The organism is Symbiopectobacterium sp. (assembly GCF_047692315.1).
Taxonomy (GTDB): domain Bacteria; phylum Pseudomonadota; class Gammaproteobacteria; order Enterobacterales; family Enterobacteriaceae; genus Symbiopectobacterium.
In genome coordinates this window covers 69,755-90,202 of record NZ_JBLLJS010000003.1, presented here as the reverse complement: position 1 = coordinate 90,202, position 20,448 = coordinate 69,755, and the positions used below count along the sequence as shown (strand labels likewise).

Annotated in this window: 6 protein-coding genes and 9 pseudogenes; 7 read left to right on the top strand and 8 right to left on the bottom strand. The window is 52.2% G+C overall.

What is annotated here, in order from left to right:
• Positions 1 to 22: 22 nt before the first annotated feature.
• The 3 genes and pseudogenes from pduB to ACMZI0_RS01095 all read right to left on the bottom strand — a co-directional run bounded on the left by pduB (position 23) and on the right by ACMZI0_RS01095 (position 2,462).
• Positions 23 to 808, bottom strand: a complete 786-nt coding sequence (gene pduB, locus ACMZI0_RS01105; RefSeq protein WP_415671630.1) for a propanediol utilization microcompartment protein PduB — start codon at positions 806 to 808, stop codon at positions 23 to 25.
• Positions 809 to 833: 25 nt separating this feature from the next.
• Positions 834 to 1,115, bottom strand: a complete 282-nt coding sequence (grpH, locus tag ACMZI0_RS01100) for a propanediol utilization system shell hexameric protein GrpH (RefSeq protein ID WP_415671629.1) — start codon at positions 1,113 to 1,115, stop codon at positions 834 to 836.
• 280 nt (positions 1,116 to 1,395) lie between these two features.
• Positions 1,396 to 2,462: pseudogene (locus ACMZI0_RS01095) on the bottom strand (acetate/propionate family kinase).
• Positions 2,463 to 2,510: 48 nt separating this feature from the next.
• Between ACMZI0_RS01095 and ACMZI0_RS01090 the strand changes: the two are divergent.
• The 4 pseudogenes from ACMZI0_RS01090 to ACMZI0_RS01075 form a co-directional block, all read left to right on the top strand.
• Positions 2,511 to 2,937: pseudogene (locus tag ACMZI0_RS01090) on the top strand (solute carrier family 23 protein); the annotation flags it as partial.
• A 327-nt stretch (positions 2,938 to 3,264) separates the two neighbouring features.
• A pseudogene (locus tag ACMZI0_RS01085) lies at positions 3,265 to 4,890 on the top strand (Na+/H+ antiporter).
• Positions 4,891 to 5,233: 343 nt separating this feature from the next.
• Positions 5,234 to 5,939, top strand: a pseudogene (locus ACMZI0_RS01080) (response regulator transcription factor).
• A pseudogene (locus tag ACMZI0_RS01075) lies at positions 5,917 to 7,407 on the top strand (sensor histidine kinase). Before ACMZI0_RS01080 ends, ACMZI0_RS01075 begins: the two co-directional pseudogenes overlap by 23 nt.
• A gap of 27 nt (positions 7,408 to 7,434) precedes the next feature.
• Here the strand turns inward: ACMZI0_RS01075 and edd are convergent.
• A pseudogene (gene edd, locus ACMZI0_RS01070) lies at positions 7,435 to 9,247 on the bottom strand (phosphogluconate dehydratase).
• 846 nt (positions 9,248 to 10,093) lie between these two features.
• On the opposite strand from edd, the pseudogene gntR reads away from it, so the two are divergent.
• Positions 10,094 to 11,069 (top strand): annotated as a pseudogene (gntR, locus tag ACMZI0_RS01065) (gluconate operon transcriptional repressor GntR).
• A gap of 4 nt (positions 11,070 to 11,073) precedes the next feature.
• Here the strand turns inward: gntR and ACMZI0_RS01060 are convergent.
• Positions 11,074 to 11,589 carry a gluconokinase gene (locus ACMZI0_RS01060; RefSeq protein WP_415671628.1) on the bottom strand — a complete coding sequence of 172 codons (516 nt, stop codon included), beginning with the start codon at positions 11,587 to 11,589 and terminating at the stop codon, positions 11,074 to 11,076.
• A 283-nt stretch (positions 11,590 to 11,872) separates the two neighbouring features.
• Here ACMZI0_RS01060 and ACMZI0_RS01055 point away from each other — a divergent pair.
• Positions 11,873 to 12,489: pseudogene (locus tag ACMZI0_RS01055) on the top strand (SLC13 family permease); the annotation flags it as partial.
• A 19-nt stretch (positions 12,490 to 12,508) separates the two neighbouring features.
• Here the strand turns inward: ACMZI0_RS01055 and actP are convergent.
• The 3 genes and pseudogenes from actP to acs form a co-directional block, all read right to left on the bottom strand.
• On the bottom strand, positions 12,509 to 14,164 hold the full coding sequence (gene actP, locus ACMZI0_RS01050) for a cation/acetate symporter ActP (protein ID WP_415671627.1): 1,656 nt from the start codon (positions 14,162 to 14,164) through the stop codon (positions 12,509 to 12,511).
• The gene (locus tag ACMZI0_RS01045; protein ID WP_415671686.1) at positions 14,164 to 14,472 is read right to left on the bottom strand and encodes a DUF485 domain-containing protein; all 309 of its coding nucleotides are present in this window, start codon (positions 14,470 to 14,472) and stop codon (positions 14,164 to 14,166) included. The genes actP and ACMZI0_RS01045 overlap by 1 nt, the downstream gene beginning before the upstream one ends.
• Positions 14,473 to 14,613: 141 nt before the next feature.
• A pseudogene (gene acs / locus ACMZI0_RS01040) lies at positions 14,614 to 16,577 on the bottom strand (acetate--CoA ligase).
• Between the two features lie 1,481 nt (positions 16,578 to 18,058).
• Here acs and ACMZI0_RS01035 point away from each other — a divergent pair.
• On the top strand, positions 18,059 to 20,407 hold the full coding sequence (locus ACMZI0_RS01035) for a TonB-dependent siderophore receptor (protein ID WP_415671626.1): 2,349 nt from the start codon (positions 18,059 to 18,061) through the stop codon (positions 20,405 to 20,407).
• Positions 20,408 to 20,448 lie beyond the last annotated feature (41 nt).

Below are 20,448 nucleotides of genomic sequence, written 5' to 3'. Positions count from 1 at the left end.
GCACGCGAGCGCGCCTGACGGATCAGATATACGGCGTTGTTGTCGATCTGATTTCCGTTGGATCTAACGTGGACAGCAATTGCAAACCGACTTCGCGGGCGGCGATCACCGCCTGGCGTACTGCGCCAGAATCTCCAGCGAAGGTGAAAATCACTTCGTTACTGAAACTGGTGCCTTTGCTCGGGCTGGCATATCCCACCGGTTCGATCACGGCAGCCTTGGCGGCGGTATCTGCGATCACCACGCCGATAGCAGCCGGTGAGGCGCAGGTCATGCCGAAAGATTTACCGATGGGGGCACCGAAGGCTTTGTTCAGAGCAAAGCTGGCGCGTGCGGTGTACTGGAATTCCAGGTGACCGGCTGGGGAGCCGTACACATCGCCCATGGTGCGATCGATTTCGTTCAGGGCGACTTCCACGGCGCGGCGGGCATCGGAGACGTCTTCCGCACCGAAGATTATCATACAGCCGTGCCCGCCACCGCCTTCGGTGTCGCGTGCCAGTTCGATGATCAGGGTTTCGCTGTTGGTGACTTTCACTGCTTCATCAGCGGCAAAAATGTGCGGGCCTGCGCTAGTACGTGCGCCGAGAGTACCGATGGAACGGAATTTTTTATCGATATTCATCAGCTCATGCAGTTGGTGATCCACGTTGGCGATCACCAGACCAATGGTGTGGCCTAGCGCTGTACCGACAAATTCGGTCAGGCTGCAGCCCGCGATGCTGCCGAGCGTTTTGCCAGCACGTGGCGCGTCGCTCTGCTTGTTCATCACGTCAGATATAATCTGTTCGACAAGATTATCTCTCATAGGAATAATCCTCGCGGTTTAGGGATCAGCCCAGTGCCTTTGGCAGAATTTTTTCCACTTCGGTATGCGGGCGAGGAATTACATGCACGGAAACCAGTTCGCCGACTTTATTGGCGGCTGCGGAGCCTGCGTCGGTGGCTGCTTTCACTCCACCAACATCGCCACGCACCATCACGGTCACCAGGCCGGAACCAATTTTTTCGTAGCCGACCAGCGTGACGTTGGCGGATTTCACCATGGTATCTGCGGCTTCAATGGCGGAGACCAGACCTTTTGTTTCAACCATACCCAATGCTTCTTGTTGCATATCAACCTCGACGTTTTGTAGTAAAAAAAGTGCGTGGAATCTGTCCGGCGGACCGTGGTCTGCCCTCATTCCGCAACCGGCAGCTAACCGATTTTGCTGTTTTAGGATGTTATGAATATCCCAGCCAAATGTTTTGCCGATGAGCGAGACTTTTTTGTTATCACCTTCAGCGGTGCGACAATAAAATCCACGCTGGTTTATCAGGGCCGTCGCGGCGTGATGCCGTGCTGCCATAAACTGTTAAACGGGTCATATTTCAATAAGATGGTGATGTGTTACCTCACGCCAGCTGCGCAATCTGCGCCGCGTCCATCGCGATCATTTTCTCTTCGTTGGTGGGAATAACCGCGATAGTGGGGAAACCTTCGGCGGAAATCACACCGCTGCGTCCCCCTACCATGTCGTTGTTTTTTTGCTCATCGAGCTTCAGCCCTAAGACAGACGGTCGATGGTCAGCTGGCGGATCAGCGCCGAGTTTTCGCCGATGCCGCCAGTAAACACCAGCGCATCCAGGCGTGACAGAGAGGTGAGGTGGGCACCCAAGTGGCGCGCCAGGCGATGCACCATCACGTCAATCGCTAACCCTGCGCGTTCGTTGCCGCTTTCTCGTGCTTCTTGCAAGGTGTGGCAATCGCTGGAGATCCCGGAAATGCCGTACAGGCCGGAGGCGTTATTGACCGTTTGGTAGATTTTTTCGATAGACTGCTGGGTGCAACTGGCGATATAGGCCGCGGCACCGAAATCAAGATCCCCACTGCGAGTGCCCATCACCAGCCCTTCCAACGGCGTCATGCCCATCGAGGTGTCGACGCTGCGCCCGTTTTTCACCGCGCAGATGGAGGAACCGTTCCCCAGGTGGGCGACCAGAATGCCGTGATCGTCCTGTTTGAGATCCAGCATGGCGCGGGCTTGTTCCGCAATATAGCGGTGCGATGTACCGTGGAAACCGTAGCGTCTTACCTGATACTTCTGCTGATATTCATAAGGGATCGCGTAGGTGTAGGCGGCAGGGGCGAGTGTTTGGTGAAACGCGGTATCGAATACAGCAATTTGTGGCAGTGACGGCAGCAGCGCCTGAGCCGCTTCGATCCCGGTCAGGTTGGCAGGGTTGTGCAACGGTGCCAACACCGACAGCGCCTTAATTTTTTCAATCACTTCCGGCGTAATCAGCACCGAGTGTTTGAAATCACTGCCGCCGTGGGCGACGCGGTGGCCGATTGCGGCGAGTGAATCGATCAGCTGTTTACTACGCAGCGTATCAAATAGCACTTTCAGTGCTTCATGATGGCTGGCGGATTCGAGCGACAGCACTGATTTGTTGCCCGCGCTGTCTTTGAGAGTAATCACCGCGTTATCCAGCCCTAAGCTTTCTGCCAGGCCGAACAGCAGCGGTTGTCCAGCCTGGTCGGGACGTCTCCTGCGGCGGTCTACATCAGAATCTGCTGCGGGCACGGCAGCCGGCGGTAAAACGGGTTTGACGGCGACGGTGGTTGGCGTGCTGTTCCTGTGTCTGCTGTTCCTCTCCCCGCTGTCCTATCTGGTGCCGGGATACGCAACTGCGCCAGCATTGATGTATGTTGGTTTGCTGATGCTGAGCAATGTCGCCAAGTTGAATTTTGATGATATCGTCGATGCCATGTCTGGTCTGGTGTGCGCGGTGTTTATCGTGCTGACCTGTAATATTGTGACCGGGATTATGCTGGGTTTTGGCGCACTGGTGCTGGGACGCATTTTCTCTGGCGAATGGCGCAAACTGAATATCGGTACCGTGATTATCGCTATCGCGCTGGCAGTGTTTTACGCCGGTGGTTGGGCGCTCTGACTGTTCTGATACACCAGTCATTTAGGGGAGCCTGGCTCCCCTTTTTATTCCCGCTGTCTTGACCACATCCAGGGCCGAGACGTTTTCCTCTGATGATGTTACTCATCGATGTCTCCCTTCCCTCATGCTCTTCCCTAAGAGGCTCGCCGTAGTGATTTTATAGCGCAATTATTTGCAGCGTATTCATGCAAAAAAGATGCGTTTTACAATGAAATTTTGCCCCGCTGAGCGATATTTTCATGTAAAATAATAGGGCACTATCTTATAACGGACAAAGGGCAGCTCAGCACGCGGTTAGGTCATTATTGGACATCTCCTAAGGAAAGCATGGAAATCTTTTTTACCATTCTGATTTTAACCCTGGTGGTCTCACTATCAGGGGGTTGTTACACGTATTTTACCCTTCCAAGTTCTTCTACCTTTAATACAAATCGCCCTCGGGGCTATTTTGGCCTGGCCCCAGTTCGGTTTGCATGTCGATTTCAACCCCGAGCTGTTTATGGCGCTGTTCATCCCGCCACTGTTGTTCGCCGATGGCTGGAAAACGCCAACGCGCGAATTTATCAAACACAGCCGTGAGGTGATCGGTCTGGCGCTGGTGTTGATCACCGTTGCGGATGTGGGTTACCTGATTTACTGGATGATCCCGGGCATGCCGCTGGTGGCGGCCGTAGCGCTGTCTGGGATTGTGGGTGAAGATCGCATTCCGAAAAAGCTGATGAGTATCTTGCAGGGCGAAGCGTTGATGAATGATGCTTCCGGTCTGGTATCGCTAAAATTTGCTGTCGCAGTGGCGATGGGCACCATGGTATTTACCGTGTCCGGTGCGACGCTGGAGTTTTTGCAGGTGGCGGTTGGCGGCCTGCTGGCAGGGGTTGGCGTAACCTGGCTTTACAGTAAATCGCTGCGCATCATTAACCGCTGGAGCGGTGATGATGCGGCTACTCAGATTGTGTTGCTGATGCTGTTGCCGTTCGCGTCCTACCTGATTGCGGAACATATTGGTGTATCAGGGATTTTGGCAGCGGTGGCGGCGGGGATGACGATCAGTTACTCTAATGTGATCAGCAACGCGTCGCTGGCGATGCGGCTACGTGCAAACAGTGTCTGGTCGATGCTGGAGTTCGTGTTCAACGGTATGGTCTTTATCATGTTGGGGCTGCAATTGCCCGACATTTTGGAAACGTCGGTGACTCAGGCGGAGCTTGATCCGACCGTTGAAACCTGGATGCTGTTTACCGATATCGCCATTATCTATGGTGCGCTGCTGTTACTGCGTTTCTGCTGGCTGTGGTTTGTGAAATATTACAGCCGCCTGTTTCAGAAAAAACGCCCGATGCTGTTTGTACAGTACACTACGCGTGAAATCTGGATCGCCTCTTTTGCCGGAGTGCGCGGTGCCATAATGCTGGCTGGTGTGCTGTCGATCCCGCTGTTATTAAATGATGGCACCGCGTTTCCTTCCCGCTATCAGTTGGTATTTATTCTACCGGTGTCATCTTGTTCTCTTTGCTGTGTGGGGTGTTGACGCTGCCGCTACTGCTGCGTGGTGTGACGGTGGTGGACAAATCTCCGTATAAAAAAGAAGAGCGGATGGCACGTATGGCGATTGCCGAGGTGGCAATTCGCAGCTTGCAGAAAATGGAAGAGCGTCTGGCTGCGGATCGAGAAGAGAATATCGATGAGCAGGTGGTACGTGAAGTCAGCGCGCGCGTGATCGGTAATTTGCGGCGTCGCGTCGTCGGTGAGAGCGATCTGGAGCATAGTCTGGAGATCGAAAATCTGGAGCGCCGTTTCCGTCTGGCCGCCGTCACCGCCGAGCGCGGCGAACTTTACCACCTGCGTGCGACGCAGCAGATCAGTAATGAAACCTTGAAAAAGATGCTGCACGATCTCGATTTGCTCGAAGCCGTGTTGAGTGAGAAGAGTGTAACTCCGCTTTCGGCTATTTGATGCAGGCTCAATGCGCGTTGAGCCTGCGTTGGCATTCCGTGCTTTATTGACCCCCAGCCAGGCTGTTCCCGAAATGGGCAGATCCCGTATCTGCACCAGCATCGCATGAAAACCCCACGATCGCGAAAAAACCCTACAAAATCTGGCTAATTGTCAGCATTGTAAACTACTTGTCATTAAATGATAATGATTGTTATTATCCTATAACGCGTCGACGCATAAGAAGCCTCCAGACAGGTTATTGCCTGTGTCAGAGTGGCTCTGATTCTGTTATCCAGGATCGGTAGCACGTCAGCACGCGCGTTGTGGTGTAAGCAACCATCGCTTTGACAGAGGGAAAACTATGCGTGTTTTAGTGGTTGATGACGACTCGGTGTTGTGCCATTGGCTTGGTGCAAAGCTGCACTCACATGGTTATGCCTGCAATATCGTTCACGATGGCGAACATGCTCTAAAAGCCATTAAAGATGAAATTTATGACGTGGTGCTGTTGGACCGGATGCTGCCAACCCTGGATGATTTCAGCGTACTGCGTGAACTGCAAGGGTCGCGTCATCCACCCATCATGTTGCTTTCAGCGTTGGATCGCGATGTGGCTCGCGTGATGGGGCTGGAATTGGGCGCCGAAGATTATCTGGGTAAACCGTTTAATTTTAATGAGCTGCGTTTGCGCTTAGGAGATAATGGTGCGCAGAGGAAAACCGCAGGATCCGCCTTCTTCACTGCTGACGTTTGAAGATCTGCAACTTGATCGTCTGCAACGGGTTGCCTGGCGTAGCGGCCAGCGGATCGATCTGACAGATAAAGAGATCAAGCTGCTGATCATTCTGATGGAAAATCCAGGGCGGGTGATCACGCGTACCCTGCTGCTGGGGCGCGTCTGGGGCTATCATTTCGATCCGCAGACTAATCTGATCGATGTTCATATGTCCAAGCGGAGGGCCAAGATCGACAAAGGTTTTCCTCGACTGCTGATCAAAACCTTGAGATCCATGGGTTATGCCCTTGGCGCTGTGGAAAAAACAGATGCCGCGCAGCGCACACAATGAACCTGCTCTGAGACGGCCGGCCAATGGCTGGCGTGAGAAAGTCCGCCATTTGTGCGTGCACGGCGCTAACCGTTATCCGGTGTTTCTCCGCACGGCGCAGTTTCGTCAGTTTATCACGCTGGTGTTTCTGTTTTTGCTGATGGTGTTGTGTTGCATTGTTGGTTTCAGCGTATTGAGTGAAACACTGATCCGCACCCATGTGCGCGACGTCATTTTAGGGAATATCCATGACTACGCTACCCAGTCGCGCCTGACCGACACATCCACGCTGATCGCTCAGCTCAAACGCGATAATCAGGCAAAAACCGATGAATTGCCGATTTTTCTGGTGATGAGCAAGCAGGGCGAGATCCTCTATCACAACGCGGGTTGGATGTTGTCTGGGCCGAGCAGCACTGCATGCAAAATGGATGTTCATTGCCTGAAGGCGTTGCTGGTGGAAAAAGCGGCGCTGGAGGCTGGCGCTCAACGACGCACCGTGCCCGAGAGCAATCTGGTCGGGATGTCGGTGGCGCTGGACGATGGCGGTGTGTTGTTCACCGCCTACAATATTCGGCCGATGCTGGAGCGCATTCACACTATTCCTCTGGTGGCGGGGGCTGGGCTGTTTGTGGTGCTGCTGTTTTCGCTGGTTGTCAGCCGCCATTTCAGTTTGCGTAGCGTTGAGCGGATCCGCACCGCGCTGCACCGTTACAGCGCTGGCGAGCAGTATGTGCGTATGCCGCTCTCCACGCGCGATGACGATTTCCACAGCCTCAGCAGCGACATTAACCAGAATCTGGAACGCATTGAACGCCTGATGGAGCAGGTGCGTAGTACTTCAAGCCATATTGCCCACGAATTGCGCACGCCGCTGACACATTTGCAAAACCGGCTGTACAACCTGACCGAGCGCCAGGGGCTCGAGCATGAGATGCGCTAGGAGCTGCATCAGGCCGTGGAAGAGGTGCACAAGATTCTGGGACTGTTTCGCACGGTGATACGCATCGGTGAAATCGAAAGCGGACGCTGTGTGCATCAATTCGCCTGGTTTGATGCGCGCCCGCTGTTGGAAGAGGTATCGGAGTATTATCAGCCACTGGCGGAAGCACACAACTGCCAATTGGTGATTGATGCACCCGCTGGAACTCCGCTGTTTGGCGATCGTGCGTTGCTGTTTCAGGCACTGGCGAATCTGATCGAAAATGCGCTGAAGTATGCCGCTCAAGGTAAAGTGATCACCTTGAGCGTCACACTTTATCGCGGCTGGACAGCGTTGTGAGTCTCCGATCGTGGCCCCGGTATTCCTGAAAACCTACACGCCACGGCGCTGGAGCGATTTCAACGCCTTGAGGGCGCGCAGCAGCAACCCGGTTTCGGGCTTGGCCTCTCTTTGGTGAAAGCCATTGCCGAGTTGCACGGTGGCCAACTCTGCATGGTATCGGCCAACCCCGGTTTGCACGTCTATTTATGCGTAAAACGCACTTAACACGTCACGGCGTTGATGCCCATTGCGCTACTGGGCGTAGCGATTGGGGATCGCGCTGGCACCCTGTTCTGCACCGGTGATGTTCTCGCGCAGTGCGGTAAACAACTCTCGCCCCATACCAACGTGGGAGGCAGATAAATCCGTGGCGTTGCGCCAGCTCTGCTTCATCGACCAGCAGGCTGATTTCACCGCTGATGCCGTCAACGCGGATCATGTCGCCATCCTGAACTTTCGCCAGCAGACCGCCGACGTAAGCTTCCGGTGTGACGTGGATGGCGGCAGGCACTTTGCCCGATGCACCCGACAGACGACCATCTGTGACCAGCGCGACGTTGATGCCCCTGTCCATCAAGACGCCAAGCGGCGGCATCAGCTTGCGCAACTCCGGCATGCCTATCTCTCTCGGTCCCTGATAACGCACCACAACGACACAATCGTTATCCAGCCGACCCGCTTTAAACGCGGCATCAACATCGTTTTGATCGTTAAATACCACCGCTGGTGCGACGATGGTCTGTCTCTTTTGCGGTACGGCGGAGGTTTTCATCACCGCGCGTCCCAGATTGCCGGAAAGCACCTTGGTGCCGCCGTGTTTGGCGAACGGTTTTTCCAGCGGCGCGATCACCTCGGCATCCAGCGACACCTGTGGGCCGTCGCGATAGACCAACTTGCCCTCTTCCAGGAACGGCTCCTGGGTGTAGCGGTGTAGACCAAAGCCCGCCACAGTGTGGACATCTTCATGCAGCAAGCCGCCGCGCAGTAATTCTCGCACCAGTAACGACACGCCGCCTGCCGCCTGAAAATAGTTGATGTCGCCTGAGCCATTGGGATAGATGCGACACAGCAAGGGTACCGCTTCGGACAGCTCAGAAAAATCATCCCAGGTGACGGTGAAACCGGCGGCTTTTGCCATTGCCACCAGATGCATGGTGTGGTTAGTGGAGCCGCCGGTCGCCAGCAGTGCGACGATGCCGTTAACGATCACCTTTTCGTCCACCAGTTGTCCGACGGGTAGGTAATAGCCCGCTCTTTCTGTCATTCGGGTAACCTGACGTGCCGCCGCTTCAGTCAGCGCATCGCACAACGGAATATCCGGGTAGACAAAAGAGGAGCCGGGCAGATGCAACGCCATGATCTCCATCACCATCTGGTTCGAGTTGGCCGTGCCGTAAAAGGTACAGGTACCAGCACCGTGGTAAGCACTGACCTCTGATTCCAGCAGCGCGTCGCGGCCTACCTTACCTTCGGCATACAGTTGGCGGATACGCACCTTCTCTTTATTGGAAATGCCTGTGCGCATCGGGCCGGCGGGCACGAAAACCGTAGGCAAGTGACCAAAGGAGAGGGCGGCAATAAACAGCCCCGGGACAATCTTGTCGCACACGCCCAAGAAGAGCGCCCCATCAAACATATTGTGTGACAGGCCGATCGCTGCTGACATTGCAATCAGATCGCGGCTAAGCAGGGAAAGCTCCATGCCGTCTTGCCCCTGTGTCACGCCGTCGCACATGGCCGGTACGCCACCCGCCACCTGACCGACAGCGCCCACGGCGTTCAGCGCTTTTTTAATAAGATCGGGGTAACGTTCATAAGGCTGGTGGGCAGAGAGCATGTCATTGTAAGAGGTAATGATGCCGATGTTGCTTTTGATCATGTTCTTCAAATCGGCTTTGTCTTCGGGTGGGCAGGCGGCGAAGCCGTGCGCCAGATTGCCACAGGCAAGCTGAGAGCGGTGTACGGTTTTGCTTTTGGCTGATGCAATCTGTGTCAGATAACGGCTACGTTCGGCGTGAGAACGAGACAGGATGTTCTGGATGACGCGTGCAACAATAGGATTCATGCTATGCCCCATGTGTTTAACATTGATGCTTTGCTTAATTAAAATCAAATGCCAATGATGTCGAACGAAATAATCGGACTACTGTAGCTAGCCTGCGTTTTTATTTTTTTTAAGATGATGAGTACTCTCGCGCAAATAAATGCACGATACGAAATCGTCAATAAATAAAGAGCCCTTTGATACGGAACATTACCGTAAATGGTGTGGGCGCATTAAGGGTTGCCGATGGGTTCATCGCCGCCTTATTTGATTCAGACTGTCATCTTTACCGCTAGCTTTTCTCTCCAATAGACCCTGCATCAGGACGCCCTGACGGTGATGAGACTACTATATACTCAAATGATACCGGTAATAATGGGTTTTACGGTTACGCTTTACTCGATTCAGCCAGGGTGAAAATTATTTTGTGATGAAGATCACTTTGTAACCTACGTTGGCAAGAAAGGCGCAAAACGTGCCATGTCGGTCCGGATTGTCATGGGAGATAATATCTAAAATAATAGTAGAGAAAATAAAAATTAGTTTGGATTTTCGTAGGCGATATTATCCTGATAAATATTATTTATTGGTAAGGTACAAAAAATACAGGCTTACAAATAGGCAACGGGATATTTTTTCCACAGTACTGTCTTGATTATTTTTCACCGATGCGAACGCGCCTGTGTTGTGGCGTTTTTTTAACGGAAAATAAGGGAAAGTAAAGGGTTGTTTCATCATTATTGGTTGTTTGCTTGCTATGTTGATTCAGGTATTGAACGGGTTGCCATCGTGTCACCCATACACAGACAGCGCTGGTTTTCTTTGTTACACTAGAGCACCGGCCAACAATATTTCAATTGATTGAAAATGAAGAAGAAAAGACCAGGCTTACAAGATGTGGCCAATCGTGTCGGCGTCACTAAAATGACTATCAGCCGCTATCTGCGCGATCCGCAGATGGTATCGGCTGCGCTGGATGAATTGGGATACATACCCAACCGCGCGCCGGAGATTTTATCGAATGACACCAGCAAGGCGATTGGTGTTTTGCTTCCTTCATTCATTGACCAACCAGATGTTTGCTGAAGTATTGCGCGGCATTGAACGCGTGACAGATGCGCACGGCTGCCAGACGATGCTGGCGCATTATGGTTACCATGCCGAGCGCGAAGAGATGCGCCTGATGTCACTGCTTTCCTACAATATCGACGGTCTGATCCTCTCTGAACGTTCCCATACGGAACGCACGCGCAAGATGATTGAAGTGCGGGTATTCCGGTCATCGAAATTATGGACAGCGAGTCGCCTTGTATCGATCTGGCGGTGGGCTTTAACAACTTTGAAGCTGCCTATCAGATGACCCAGGTGCTGCTGGCTCGTGGACACCGTTTTCCGGTTTATCTTGGTTCGCGTCTGGATGAAAGTACCTTGATTAAGATGCAAGGGTATGAGCAGGCGATGCGTGATGCCGGGTTGACGCCGCGGGATGTCAGCACCGATCGCCCTTCGTCTTACAGCCTGGGGGGGGGAGCTGATGAGAGAAGCGCGCGAGCGCTACCCGGAAACAGACAGCCTGTTTTGTACCAACGATGATATCGCGATTGGTGCCGCTTTTGAGTGTCAATGGCAAGGGCTGCGCATTCCCGATCAAATGGCGATCGCCGGCTTTCACGGATACGATATTGGCCAGTCGATGGAACCGAAACTGGCCAGCGTACTGACATCGCGTGAACGCATGGGGCAGGTAGCAGCAGAGCGTCTGCTGGTCCGGCTGCGCGGGGAGGCTCGTACCCCGCAGAGGCTGGATTTGGGCTTCACGATCCTGCACGGTGGCAGCATTTGAGCCGTTAGCGACAAAACACAACACCGACGTTGCGCAATGCCGTCAGGCCGCGCGCAACAACTTCATCAAAATCGATATCGATACTCACCACGTCCGTTTCATCCTCGCCAGGTTCTTCCAACGCATCGAATTGACTTTTGAGCAGATCGGTAGGCATAAAATGCCCGGCGCGCGCTTTCAGGCGTTCCAGAATGACCTCAAAACTGCCCTTCATATAAAGGAACAGCATCTCTGGATTATCTTGGCGCAGACGATCGCGATAACGGCGCTTTAAAGAAGAACAGACGATCAAGCCCACTTCATTCTTGTGGCGCAGACTGTAAGCCGCATCATTGAGACGCTCAAGCCAGGGGGCGCGATCGGTATCGTCCAATGGATGGCCGCTTGCCATTTTCTGAATGTTGGCGCGCGGGTGCAGATCGTCGCCATCGATGAATTTAGCGCCCAGCGCATTCGCTGCTCCAACACTGGATTTACCGCACCCAGATACGCCCATGATGATGATGCTTTGTCCCGCCATAGTTTGATCTCTATCTCAAAATGAATATTTAAGCCCATATGATAGTTTCGCATTTTATCACGTTACTGGTAACAGACAGGGGTGTGACAAAAATCACAGATTACCGATGAAGCTAACGAGGGCGTGAACAGCTACTCCAAGGCCTCAGGCTTTGGCCCCCAAAGCTCGGCGGCATGCGCTGCCAGGTAACAAAAAGAACGCTATCTTAATGTAAAAATAGCATTTATAGATCTGACTGTAATAGTTGACAGCATCTGTACGATTCCTATATCGGAGAATTATTATGCCATTAATCATTGTAGCAATTGGGGTTGCGCTGCTGCTATTGATGATCCGTTGCAAATTGAACGGGTTCATTTCATTGATTCTGGTGTCGCTGGCCGTGGGTTTGGCGTTGGGCTACATCACTCAAGGGAAGTTTAACGTCAATGGTGTGATCACCTCGATCAAAAACGGGGTGGGCGGCACGCTGGGAAGTTTGGCCCTGATCATAGGGTTTGGTGCCATGTTGGGCAAACTGCTGGCAGATTGCGGCGGTGCTCAGCGTATTGCGACGACGCTTATCGATAAATTCGGTAAGGGGCGCATCCAGTGGGCTGTGGTATTAACTGGTTTCACCGTCGGTTTTGCACTGTTTTATGAAGTGGGTTTTGTGCTGTTGCTGCCGTTGGTATTCACCATTGCAGCGGCTGCGCGCATCCCCTTGCTGTTTATCGGCGTGCCGATGGCCGCAGCATTGTCCGTGACCCACGCGTTGTTGCCTCCGCATATCCGGGCCCGACCGCTATCGCTATTCTGTTCAAAGCCGATATGGGCAAGACCCTGCTGTACGGTACCTTGATTGCTATTCCGACCGTAATTTTGGCGGGGCCGGTCTATGCGTGTTTGGTTGCCTCCGTTTCGGGGGCAACCAAATCACTTAATGAGACACGCCGCGTGATGCCCCTACGCCAGTTTGTGAGCGAACAAACTGTGCATAGAAACGCCTGCGTTCTTGTTTGCCCTCTTCAGAGTTATCGGTAATCGAGAAGAACCAGATACCAATAAATGCCACCAGCATCGAGAACAGCGCCGAATATTCATAGGGATAGATAGGCGTTGCATGGCCGAGAATTTTCACCCAAATCGTTGGGCCAAGGATCATCAGTATCACTGCGGTCAGCAAGCCCGCCCATCCTCCTATCATCGCGCCGCGCGTAGTCAGCTTCGACCAATACATTGAAATAATGATGATGGGGAAGTTACAGCTCGCTGCGATGGAGAAAGCCAGTCCTACCATAAAAGCAATGTTCTGATTTTCAAACAAAATACCGAGCCAGATAGCGACCACGCCCAACGCCAACACGGTGATCTTCGACACTTTCAGTTCATCACGCTCGGTTGCCTGCCCTTTCTTGATCACATTGGCATACAGATCGTGCGATACCGCAGATGCGCCTGCCAGTGTCAGACCAGCCACTACCGCCAGGATGGTGGCAAACGCAACGGCAGAGATAAAGCCAAGGAAGAAGTTGCCACCCACCGCATCGGCCAAATGCACCGCTGCCATGTTATTGCCACCGATCAGCGCGCCAGCAGCGTCTTTAAAGGCCGGGTTAGCGCTGACCAGCACGATGGCACCAAAGCCGATAATAAAGGTCAGGAAGTAGAAGTAGCCCATGAACCCCGTCGTATAAAACACACTTTTGCGTGCTTCGCGCGCGTCGTTGACCGTGAAGAAACGCATCAGGATATGGGGCAAGCCTGCGGTACCGAACATCAGGCCCAGCCCGAGTGACCGCGCCGAAATCGGGTCTGAAACCAGTCCGCCGGGGCTCATGATAGCGACGCCTTTCGGGTGTACCGCCGTCGCCGCTTTGAACAAGCCGTCGAAACTGAAATTCACCGATTTCATCACCATCACAGCCATAAAGGTAGCACCAAACAGCAGCAGCACGACTTTGATGATCTGCACCCAAGTAGTGGCGAGCATGCCGCCAAACAGCACATACATCACCATCAGAATACCGACCAGCACCACGGCAACGTGGTAGTTGAGGCCGAACAACAACTCTATCAATTTGCCTGCGCCAACCATCTGGGCGATCAGATACAACGCCACTACGACCAGAGAGCCGCAGGCGGAGAGGGTGCGAATCGGTTTCTGTTGCAGGCGGTAAGAAGCCACATCGGCAAAGGTATAGCGCCCGAGATTACGCAGTCGCTCCGCGATAAGAAACAGGATGATGGGCCAGCCCACTAGAAAGCCCAGCGAATAGATCAGTCCGTCGTAACCGGAGGTATACACCAGTGATGAAATACCGAGAAACGACGCGGCAGACATATAGTCACCCGCAATCGTCAACCCGTTCTGAAAGCCAGTGATGTTACCGCCTGCCGTGTAGTAGTCGCTGCGTGAGCGCGTGCGCTTGGAAGCCCAATAGGTAATGTAAAGCGTGCCACCGACAAACAGCAGAAACATGATAATGGCCTGGATATTCAGAGGTTGGCGTTTAACCTCGCCGGTGAGGGCATCCGCGTAGGCCATGACCGGAAGCATAAGACCAATAAGCGGTAATAACAGACGAATTTTCATTACTTAACCTCACTCAGCAGCTTTTTGGTCATACGGTCAAATTCGCCGTTGGCGCGATAGACATACATCCCCGTCAAGACAAACGAGATAACGATAAGCCCAATCCCGATGGGAATGCCGCGCGTGATGGTTGCGCCGGGGGAAATGGGGGTACCCAACCAGCCTGGCGCAAAGGCAATCAGCAAAATGAAGCTGACGTATAACACCAGAACGATCAGAGAAAGTGAGACGGCAAAAAGCTGACGTTTGCGCACCAGTTCCTTAAACACCGAGTGGTTGCCAATGCGTTGGTAGAGGACGTCATTCATCATAAATCTCCGGTAAGTGAGTCTGTATCCGGTTGTGAGTAATAAACGTTGCCGATTTTAGGGTACAGCCAGATAACGCCAGGCCCTTTGGGTCTGGCGTTATCTGCTATCGGTTCGCTTAGCGCGTACTGCGTTTGATGTTTAAGACTGTGGCGTGTCCATGGTTTGTTTCTCTTCCAGCAGTTTTTCAACGACGCCAGGATCGGCAAGCGTAGAGATATCACCCAGATTACTGGTGTCTCCCGCCGCGATTTTGCGCAGAATGCGCCGCATGATCTTGCCGGAACGGGTTTTCGGCAGCGAATCCGTCCAGTGCAGGATATCGGGCGTGGCAATCGGGCCAATTTCTTTACGCACCCAATTACGCACTTCCGTGTAAAGCGCGCTGGAAGGCTCCTCGCCGTGGTTAAGCGTAATGTAGGCGTAGATCTCCTGACCTTTCAGGCTATGGGGGATGCCCACCACGGCGGCTTCGGCGATTTTCGGGTGTGCAACCAGGGCAGACTCAATTTCCGCTGTACCGAGGCGATGACCGGCCACGTTCAGCACGTCATCGACGCGGCCTGTTATCCAGTAGTAGCCATCTTCATCGCGGCGGGCACCATCGCCGCTGAAGTACATGCCTTTGAAGGTCGAAAAGTAGGTTTGTTCGAAACGTTCGTGATCGCCAAACAGCGTGCGTGCCTGACCTGGCCAGGAGCCGGTGATCACCAGATTACCTTCCGTTGCCCCTTCCTGCGGCGTACCCAGATTATCGACTAACGCAGGCTGCACGCCAAAGAAGGGAAGCGTTGCTGAGCCCGGCTTGGTTTCGATGGCCCCCGGCAGCGGGGTGATCATCAATCCGCCCGTTTCCGTTTGCCACCAGGTATCGACGATCGGACATTGCCCGTTGCCGATCTTATTGAAATACCACTCCCAGGCTTCCGGGTTGATGGGTTCGCCCACGGAACCCATGACTTTCAGGGAACGCCGGGTGCTGCCTTCAATGGCCTTGTCACCATCAGCCATCAATGCGCGGATAGAGGTGGGGGCGGTATACAGGATATTTACATTTTGTTTATCAACAACTTGACCAATGCGGCGCGCATCAGGCCAGTTAGGCACACCTTCAAACATCAGCGTGGTGGCGCCACAGGCCAGCGGGCCGTAGAGCAGGTAGCTGTGTCCGGTGATCCAGCCCACATCAGCCGTACACCAATAGATATCGCCGGGATGGTAGTCAAACACATATTTGAAGGTCATCGCTGCATAGACGGGGTATGCACCGGTGGTGTGCAGTACACCTTTGGGTTTACCCGTCGAGCCAGAGGTATAGAGAATAAAAAGCGGATCTTCAGCGTTCATCTCTTCAGGCGGGCAGTGATCCTCAGCATCGGCGATCAGATCGTGTCACCAATGGCCACGCCCTTCGTGCCAGTCGATGGCGGCACCCGTGCGCTGAAAAACAACGGTATGGGCTACTGTTTTGACGCCTGGATTGCGTAACGCCTCATCGATATTCTTTTTCAATGGGATGGTGCGTCCAGCACGGATACCCTCATCAGAGGTAATCACCAGTCTCGCACTGGAATCGATAATGCGTCCGGCGATGGATTTGGGAGAAAAACCGCTGAAAATAACCGAATGGGTGGCGCCAATGCGGGTACATGCCAGCATCGCTACCGCTGCTTCCGGCACCATAGGCGTATATAGATAGCGACCACATCGCCCTTTTTGATACCGAGCGATTTTAGCACGTTAGCAAAACGACAGACACTTTGGTGCAGTTCACTGTAACTCACCGTTTTGCTTTGGGTGGCGTCATCCCCTTCCCACACGATGGCGGTTTGATCGCCAAGCGTTGCTAAGTGTCGATCAAGACAGTTGGCTGCAACATTTAACGTACCCTCCTCAAACCAGCGAATGCGGATATGACCTGGATCGAAAGAGGTGTTTTTAACCGAGTTATACGGTTTGATCCAATCGACGATCTTGCCATGTTCCCGCCAAAAGCTTTCGGGATCTTTGATCGATGCCTGATACCACTCGCGATACTGCTCGGCATTAATCAGGGCGTTCTCCTCCACTGAGGCGGGTATGGTGTGTTTATTATATTGGCTCATAGCGCTCTCCTTAAACATTGTTAAATGTATGTCAAAAAATCGTTAAGTGTAGTGGTGCGCCAGAATTTGTTTCTTTTTTAAGCGATGGATCACGCAATAAGGAGTAACACAGTGAAAGGAAAAGCGTAGAAAATGGCGGGTCGCAAGCGTTTTGTTTTATTTATAAAAAACGAACCAAAACATAATTTGTGACGTGCATCACATTATTGTCGCAAGCTTGCTCGTTCACATGATCGTAAAGCATATAACGATAAATTTATTATTTTCAATAGATTAAAACTATTATTTTTTATTATTTTATCGTCCTTTACGATCAAATAGCATAAAGATACTGCTTATTCAGCCGATAGTGTGCATACCAACACGGGTATATTTTGATCCAGAAGATGCTTTTTGATCGTTTGATCTACAGGTACGTTAAAACTTTAGTACATATGTAAAAAAATGAGAGTGGTGTAAGCGACTAACGCAGTACGGATTCACGGGAAATTTTGGCCTTTTACTTCTACACTTGAACACGGGTTTAACGTTGCAGACGTTGACCTGATCGTTCGGAATCAAAACACAACGTCGCGCTGCTTGAACATCATGCTAACGGAAGTGCAAGATATTGTATCTATCTGTTTTTATTTATTAATTACGGTTTGTGGTTTCGGACAGCATTGAGTGTCTACCGAGTATCTTTCGATCCTGTGGGTAAGTATCACGGATCTGACAGGTACCAGACGACAACACCTCAGTATGTTCGTGGAGTTATCTTGTCATAGCATGAAGCAGAGGAAATGATGAGTCTGATATTTGGACAAAATGAGATCATAGGCATGCTAGCAAACCTGTACAGAATGACAGGTGCGCCGTCGCCGTTATTGATGATAAATGCAAGGTTCTCTGTGCTAACTCTGCATTTAATGCCCATTTCGGGCTACATTCTGAGGCGAATAATCCGGTATCCATTGATGATGTATTGCCTGTAAATGTGAAGTTTGCCTATCAGGATTTCCTGACTAACAGTAACGTTATGAGCACACGCGTGGTGTCAGATCTTTTGTCGGATGGCTTCACGAAAAAGCAGCTAAGCACACTCTCTATTCTTCGAAACTGAATGTTGAAAACCGCGTGTTTTCTCTGATGATTTTGAATCAAGAGATCAATGGACCTGCTCCCGCCATTAACCTTGTTTCTTAGGGAAATAAAACAAGGACGTTCGAAAACTAATAACATGACGGAATTATCGTTTGCTGATGGCGATATAAGCTATGTCTCCCTTGGCGTAGCGAATTTTATTAATGCATCTTAACGCAAATTACTGCGCATTTATTTCGTTTTTCTCGATCGGATAGCACTCGTCGTTTACCAACGCATATAACGGTGTTTCCACTTCTGATACTCCATACGCATTTTTTTATTTTTCTGGTTCCCCTTTTGGTGACCTCCATTGACATACCCATTAACAGCAATGAAAAACTGACAGGGGTATAACAATGAAAGCATGGCGAACCGGGCCGATAACACTGGCGCTGAGGGCAGCACTTTGGGGAATTGCGCTGGGTGGCGCAGCATCGGTCACGGCCGCTTCGGCAGCGGCACAGGAATTTCATGTGACAGCCGGAAGCCTGGCTCAGGCATTAAACCAATTGGCGCAGCAATCCGGCGTTCTGTTGTCTTACGATCTGGTCTTGACCGAAGGTAAACAAAGTAGTGGGTTACAAGGACGCTATGAGGTGGATCAAGGGTTTGCGCAACTGCTGGCAAACAGCGGTCTGCGCGCTGAGCGCCACACTGACGGCAGCATTTCTGTTGTGGCACAGCCCGCAGCGCAAGCTACGGCCGCAGTGCCAGCACGTAACGATCAGATCGTCGTCACTGCGCTGCCAAATACGGCCTTAAAGCTGGATGTACCGGTATCGGAAACGCCGCGCGCGATGTCCGTAGTGACACAGCAGCAGATGGAAGAGCGCGGTGCGAAAAAAGTCGATCAGGCATTGCGTTACAGCCCCGGCGTGTTGGCATCCTATTACGGCTCGGATAACAAAGCCGAGTGGCTCTCCATCCGTGGTTTCAAAGATCAGTCACGTTTCCAGAACGGGCTTGCAGCCATTAATGAGCGCGCTTATTTCGTCCAACAGTTCGAAGCCTTTGGCATGGAGCGGGTTGAGGTTCTGAAAGGACCGGCTTCTGTGTTGTATGGGCAAAACCCGCCGGGCGGTCTGGTCAACATGATCTCCAAGCGCCCAACGCGTTTGCCGCAGGGACAAATCTCGCTGGATTATGGCCCCAATGATTATCGCCAATTGGGCATCGATAGTGCTGGTCCGCTCAACGATGATGGCACGGTGCTCTATCGCGTGGTGGGATTGGCGCGTAGTACCTCAGGTGAAATGGATCATGCCAAGAGTGATCGCTTCTATCTGGCGCCCAGCATGACGTTCCTGATGGGGGACGACACCAAACTGACGGTGCTGGCGAGCTATATGGATACCCATTCCGATGTCACCAGCGGCTTTAAACTGCCGTATGGTACCTTGCATAACACGCCGTTTGGCAAGGTGGGTTACAGAACCTCATTGGGTGAACCTGGGCTCGATCGTAACAACACCCGCCAATTTACCTTGGGCTATGAGTTTACCCACCGTATTAACGATACCTGGACGTTCCACCAGAACATTAACTACAACTATCTGAATATGGATCTGCGTACTGCCTTTGCTTCTAGAAAGTTTAGTGAGCGTGAAGCTCAGCGTGGCATGGTTTACCGCGATGGTTTTGCGCAAAACTGGGCGACAGATAACCGTATGGTAGGGGAGTGGCAGTGGGGCGATGTGGAAAACACGCTGCTGCTGGGCATTGATTACCATCGCTCCAACTCGCAAAGCCGTGATGGTGATTTTTATGATATTGGCGCCATCGATATGTTTAACCCGGTGTATGGTAACGCTGTTCTGCCCCTCAACAATTTGTACTCATATCGCACCGGACGTCACCAAATCGGTTACTACATTCAGAACCAGTTCCGTTATGACGATCGCTGGGTTGCGCTGATTGGCGGCTGTTACGACAAGGCAAAATCGCGCGATCAGAATCTGACCAAAGGCGATGATACGCGCAAGGATGATGACAAGTTTGCCAAAATTGCGGGACTGATGTATCTGTTTGATAACGGCGTTTCGCCTTATATCAGCTATGCCGAGTCCCTTATGCCGGTTCCAAGTGTTGATGGCAGAAACAATCCCTATAAACCGTCAATGGGCAAGCAGACCGAAGTGGGGATGAAGTACACGCCGCACGGCTTTAACGGCTATGCGACTGTCGCCCTGTATAATCTGGTTCAGGATAACGTGCCGACCACTGACCCTGAGCACCCAGGCATCTCGACGCAAACCGGCCAGGTTCGCTCTCGCGGCATCGAGTTGGAAATGAGAGGTGAGGTGGCACGCGGCTTGACGGTGCTGGCTAACTATAACTATGGAAAAGTTGAAACCACCAAATCGCTCAACCAGGCTGAAGTTGGCAAACGCTTTGTTGAGCAGCCATTACAACAAGCATCTGGTTGGGTGAATTATGCGTTCCAGGGGACGCTCTCCGGCTTATCCGTGGGCACAGGGGTGCGTTATATAGGCAGTTCATACGGTGATTCAACGGAAAGTCCTGACCTGAAAGTCCCGGCGTATACCCTGTGGGATGCGATGGTCGCTTATGATTTCACCAAAGATTCGCGCTTGCAGGTTAATGCCACCAACCTCAGCAACCGCGAATATGTCAGCGTGTGTAATTACTGGTGTTACTACGGTGAAGGGCGCGTCTTTAATGCTAACCTGAGCTACCGCTGGTAATTTCTGGCGCGATTGTTTTCATCGATCGTTTTCATCGATCA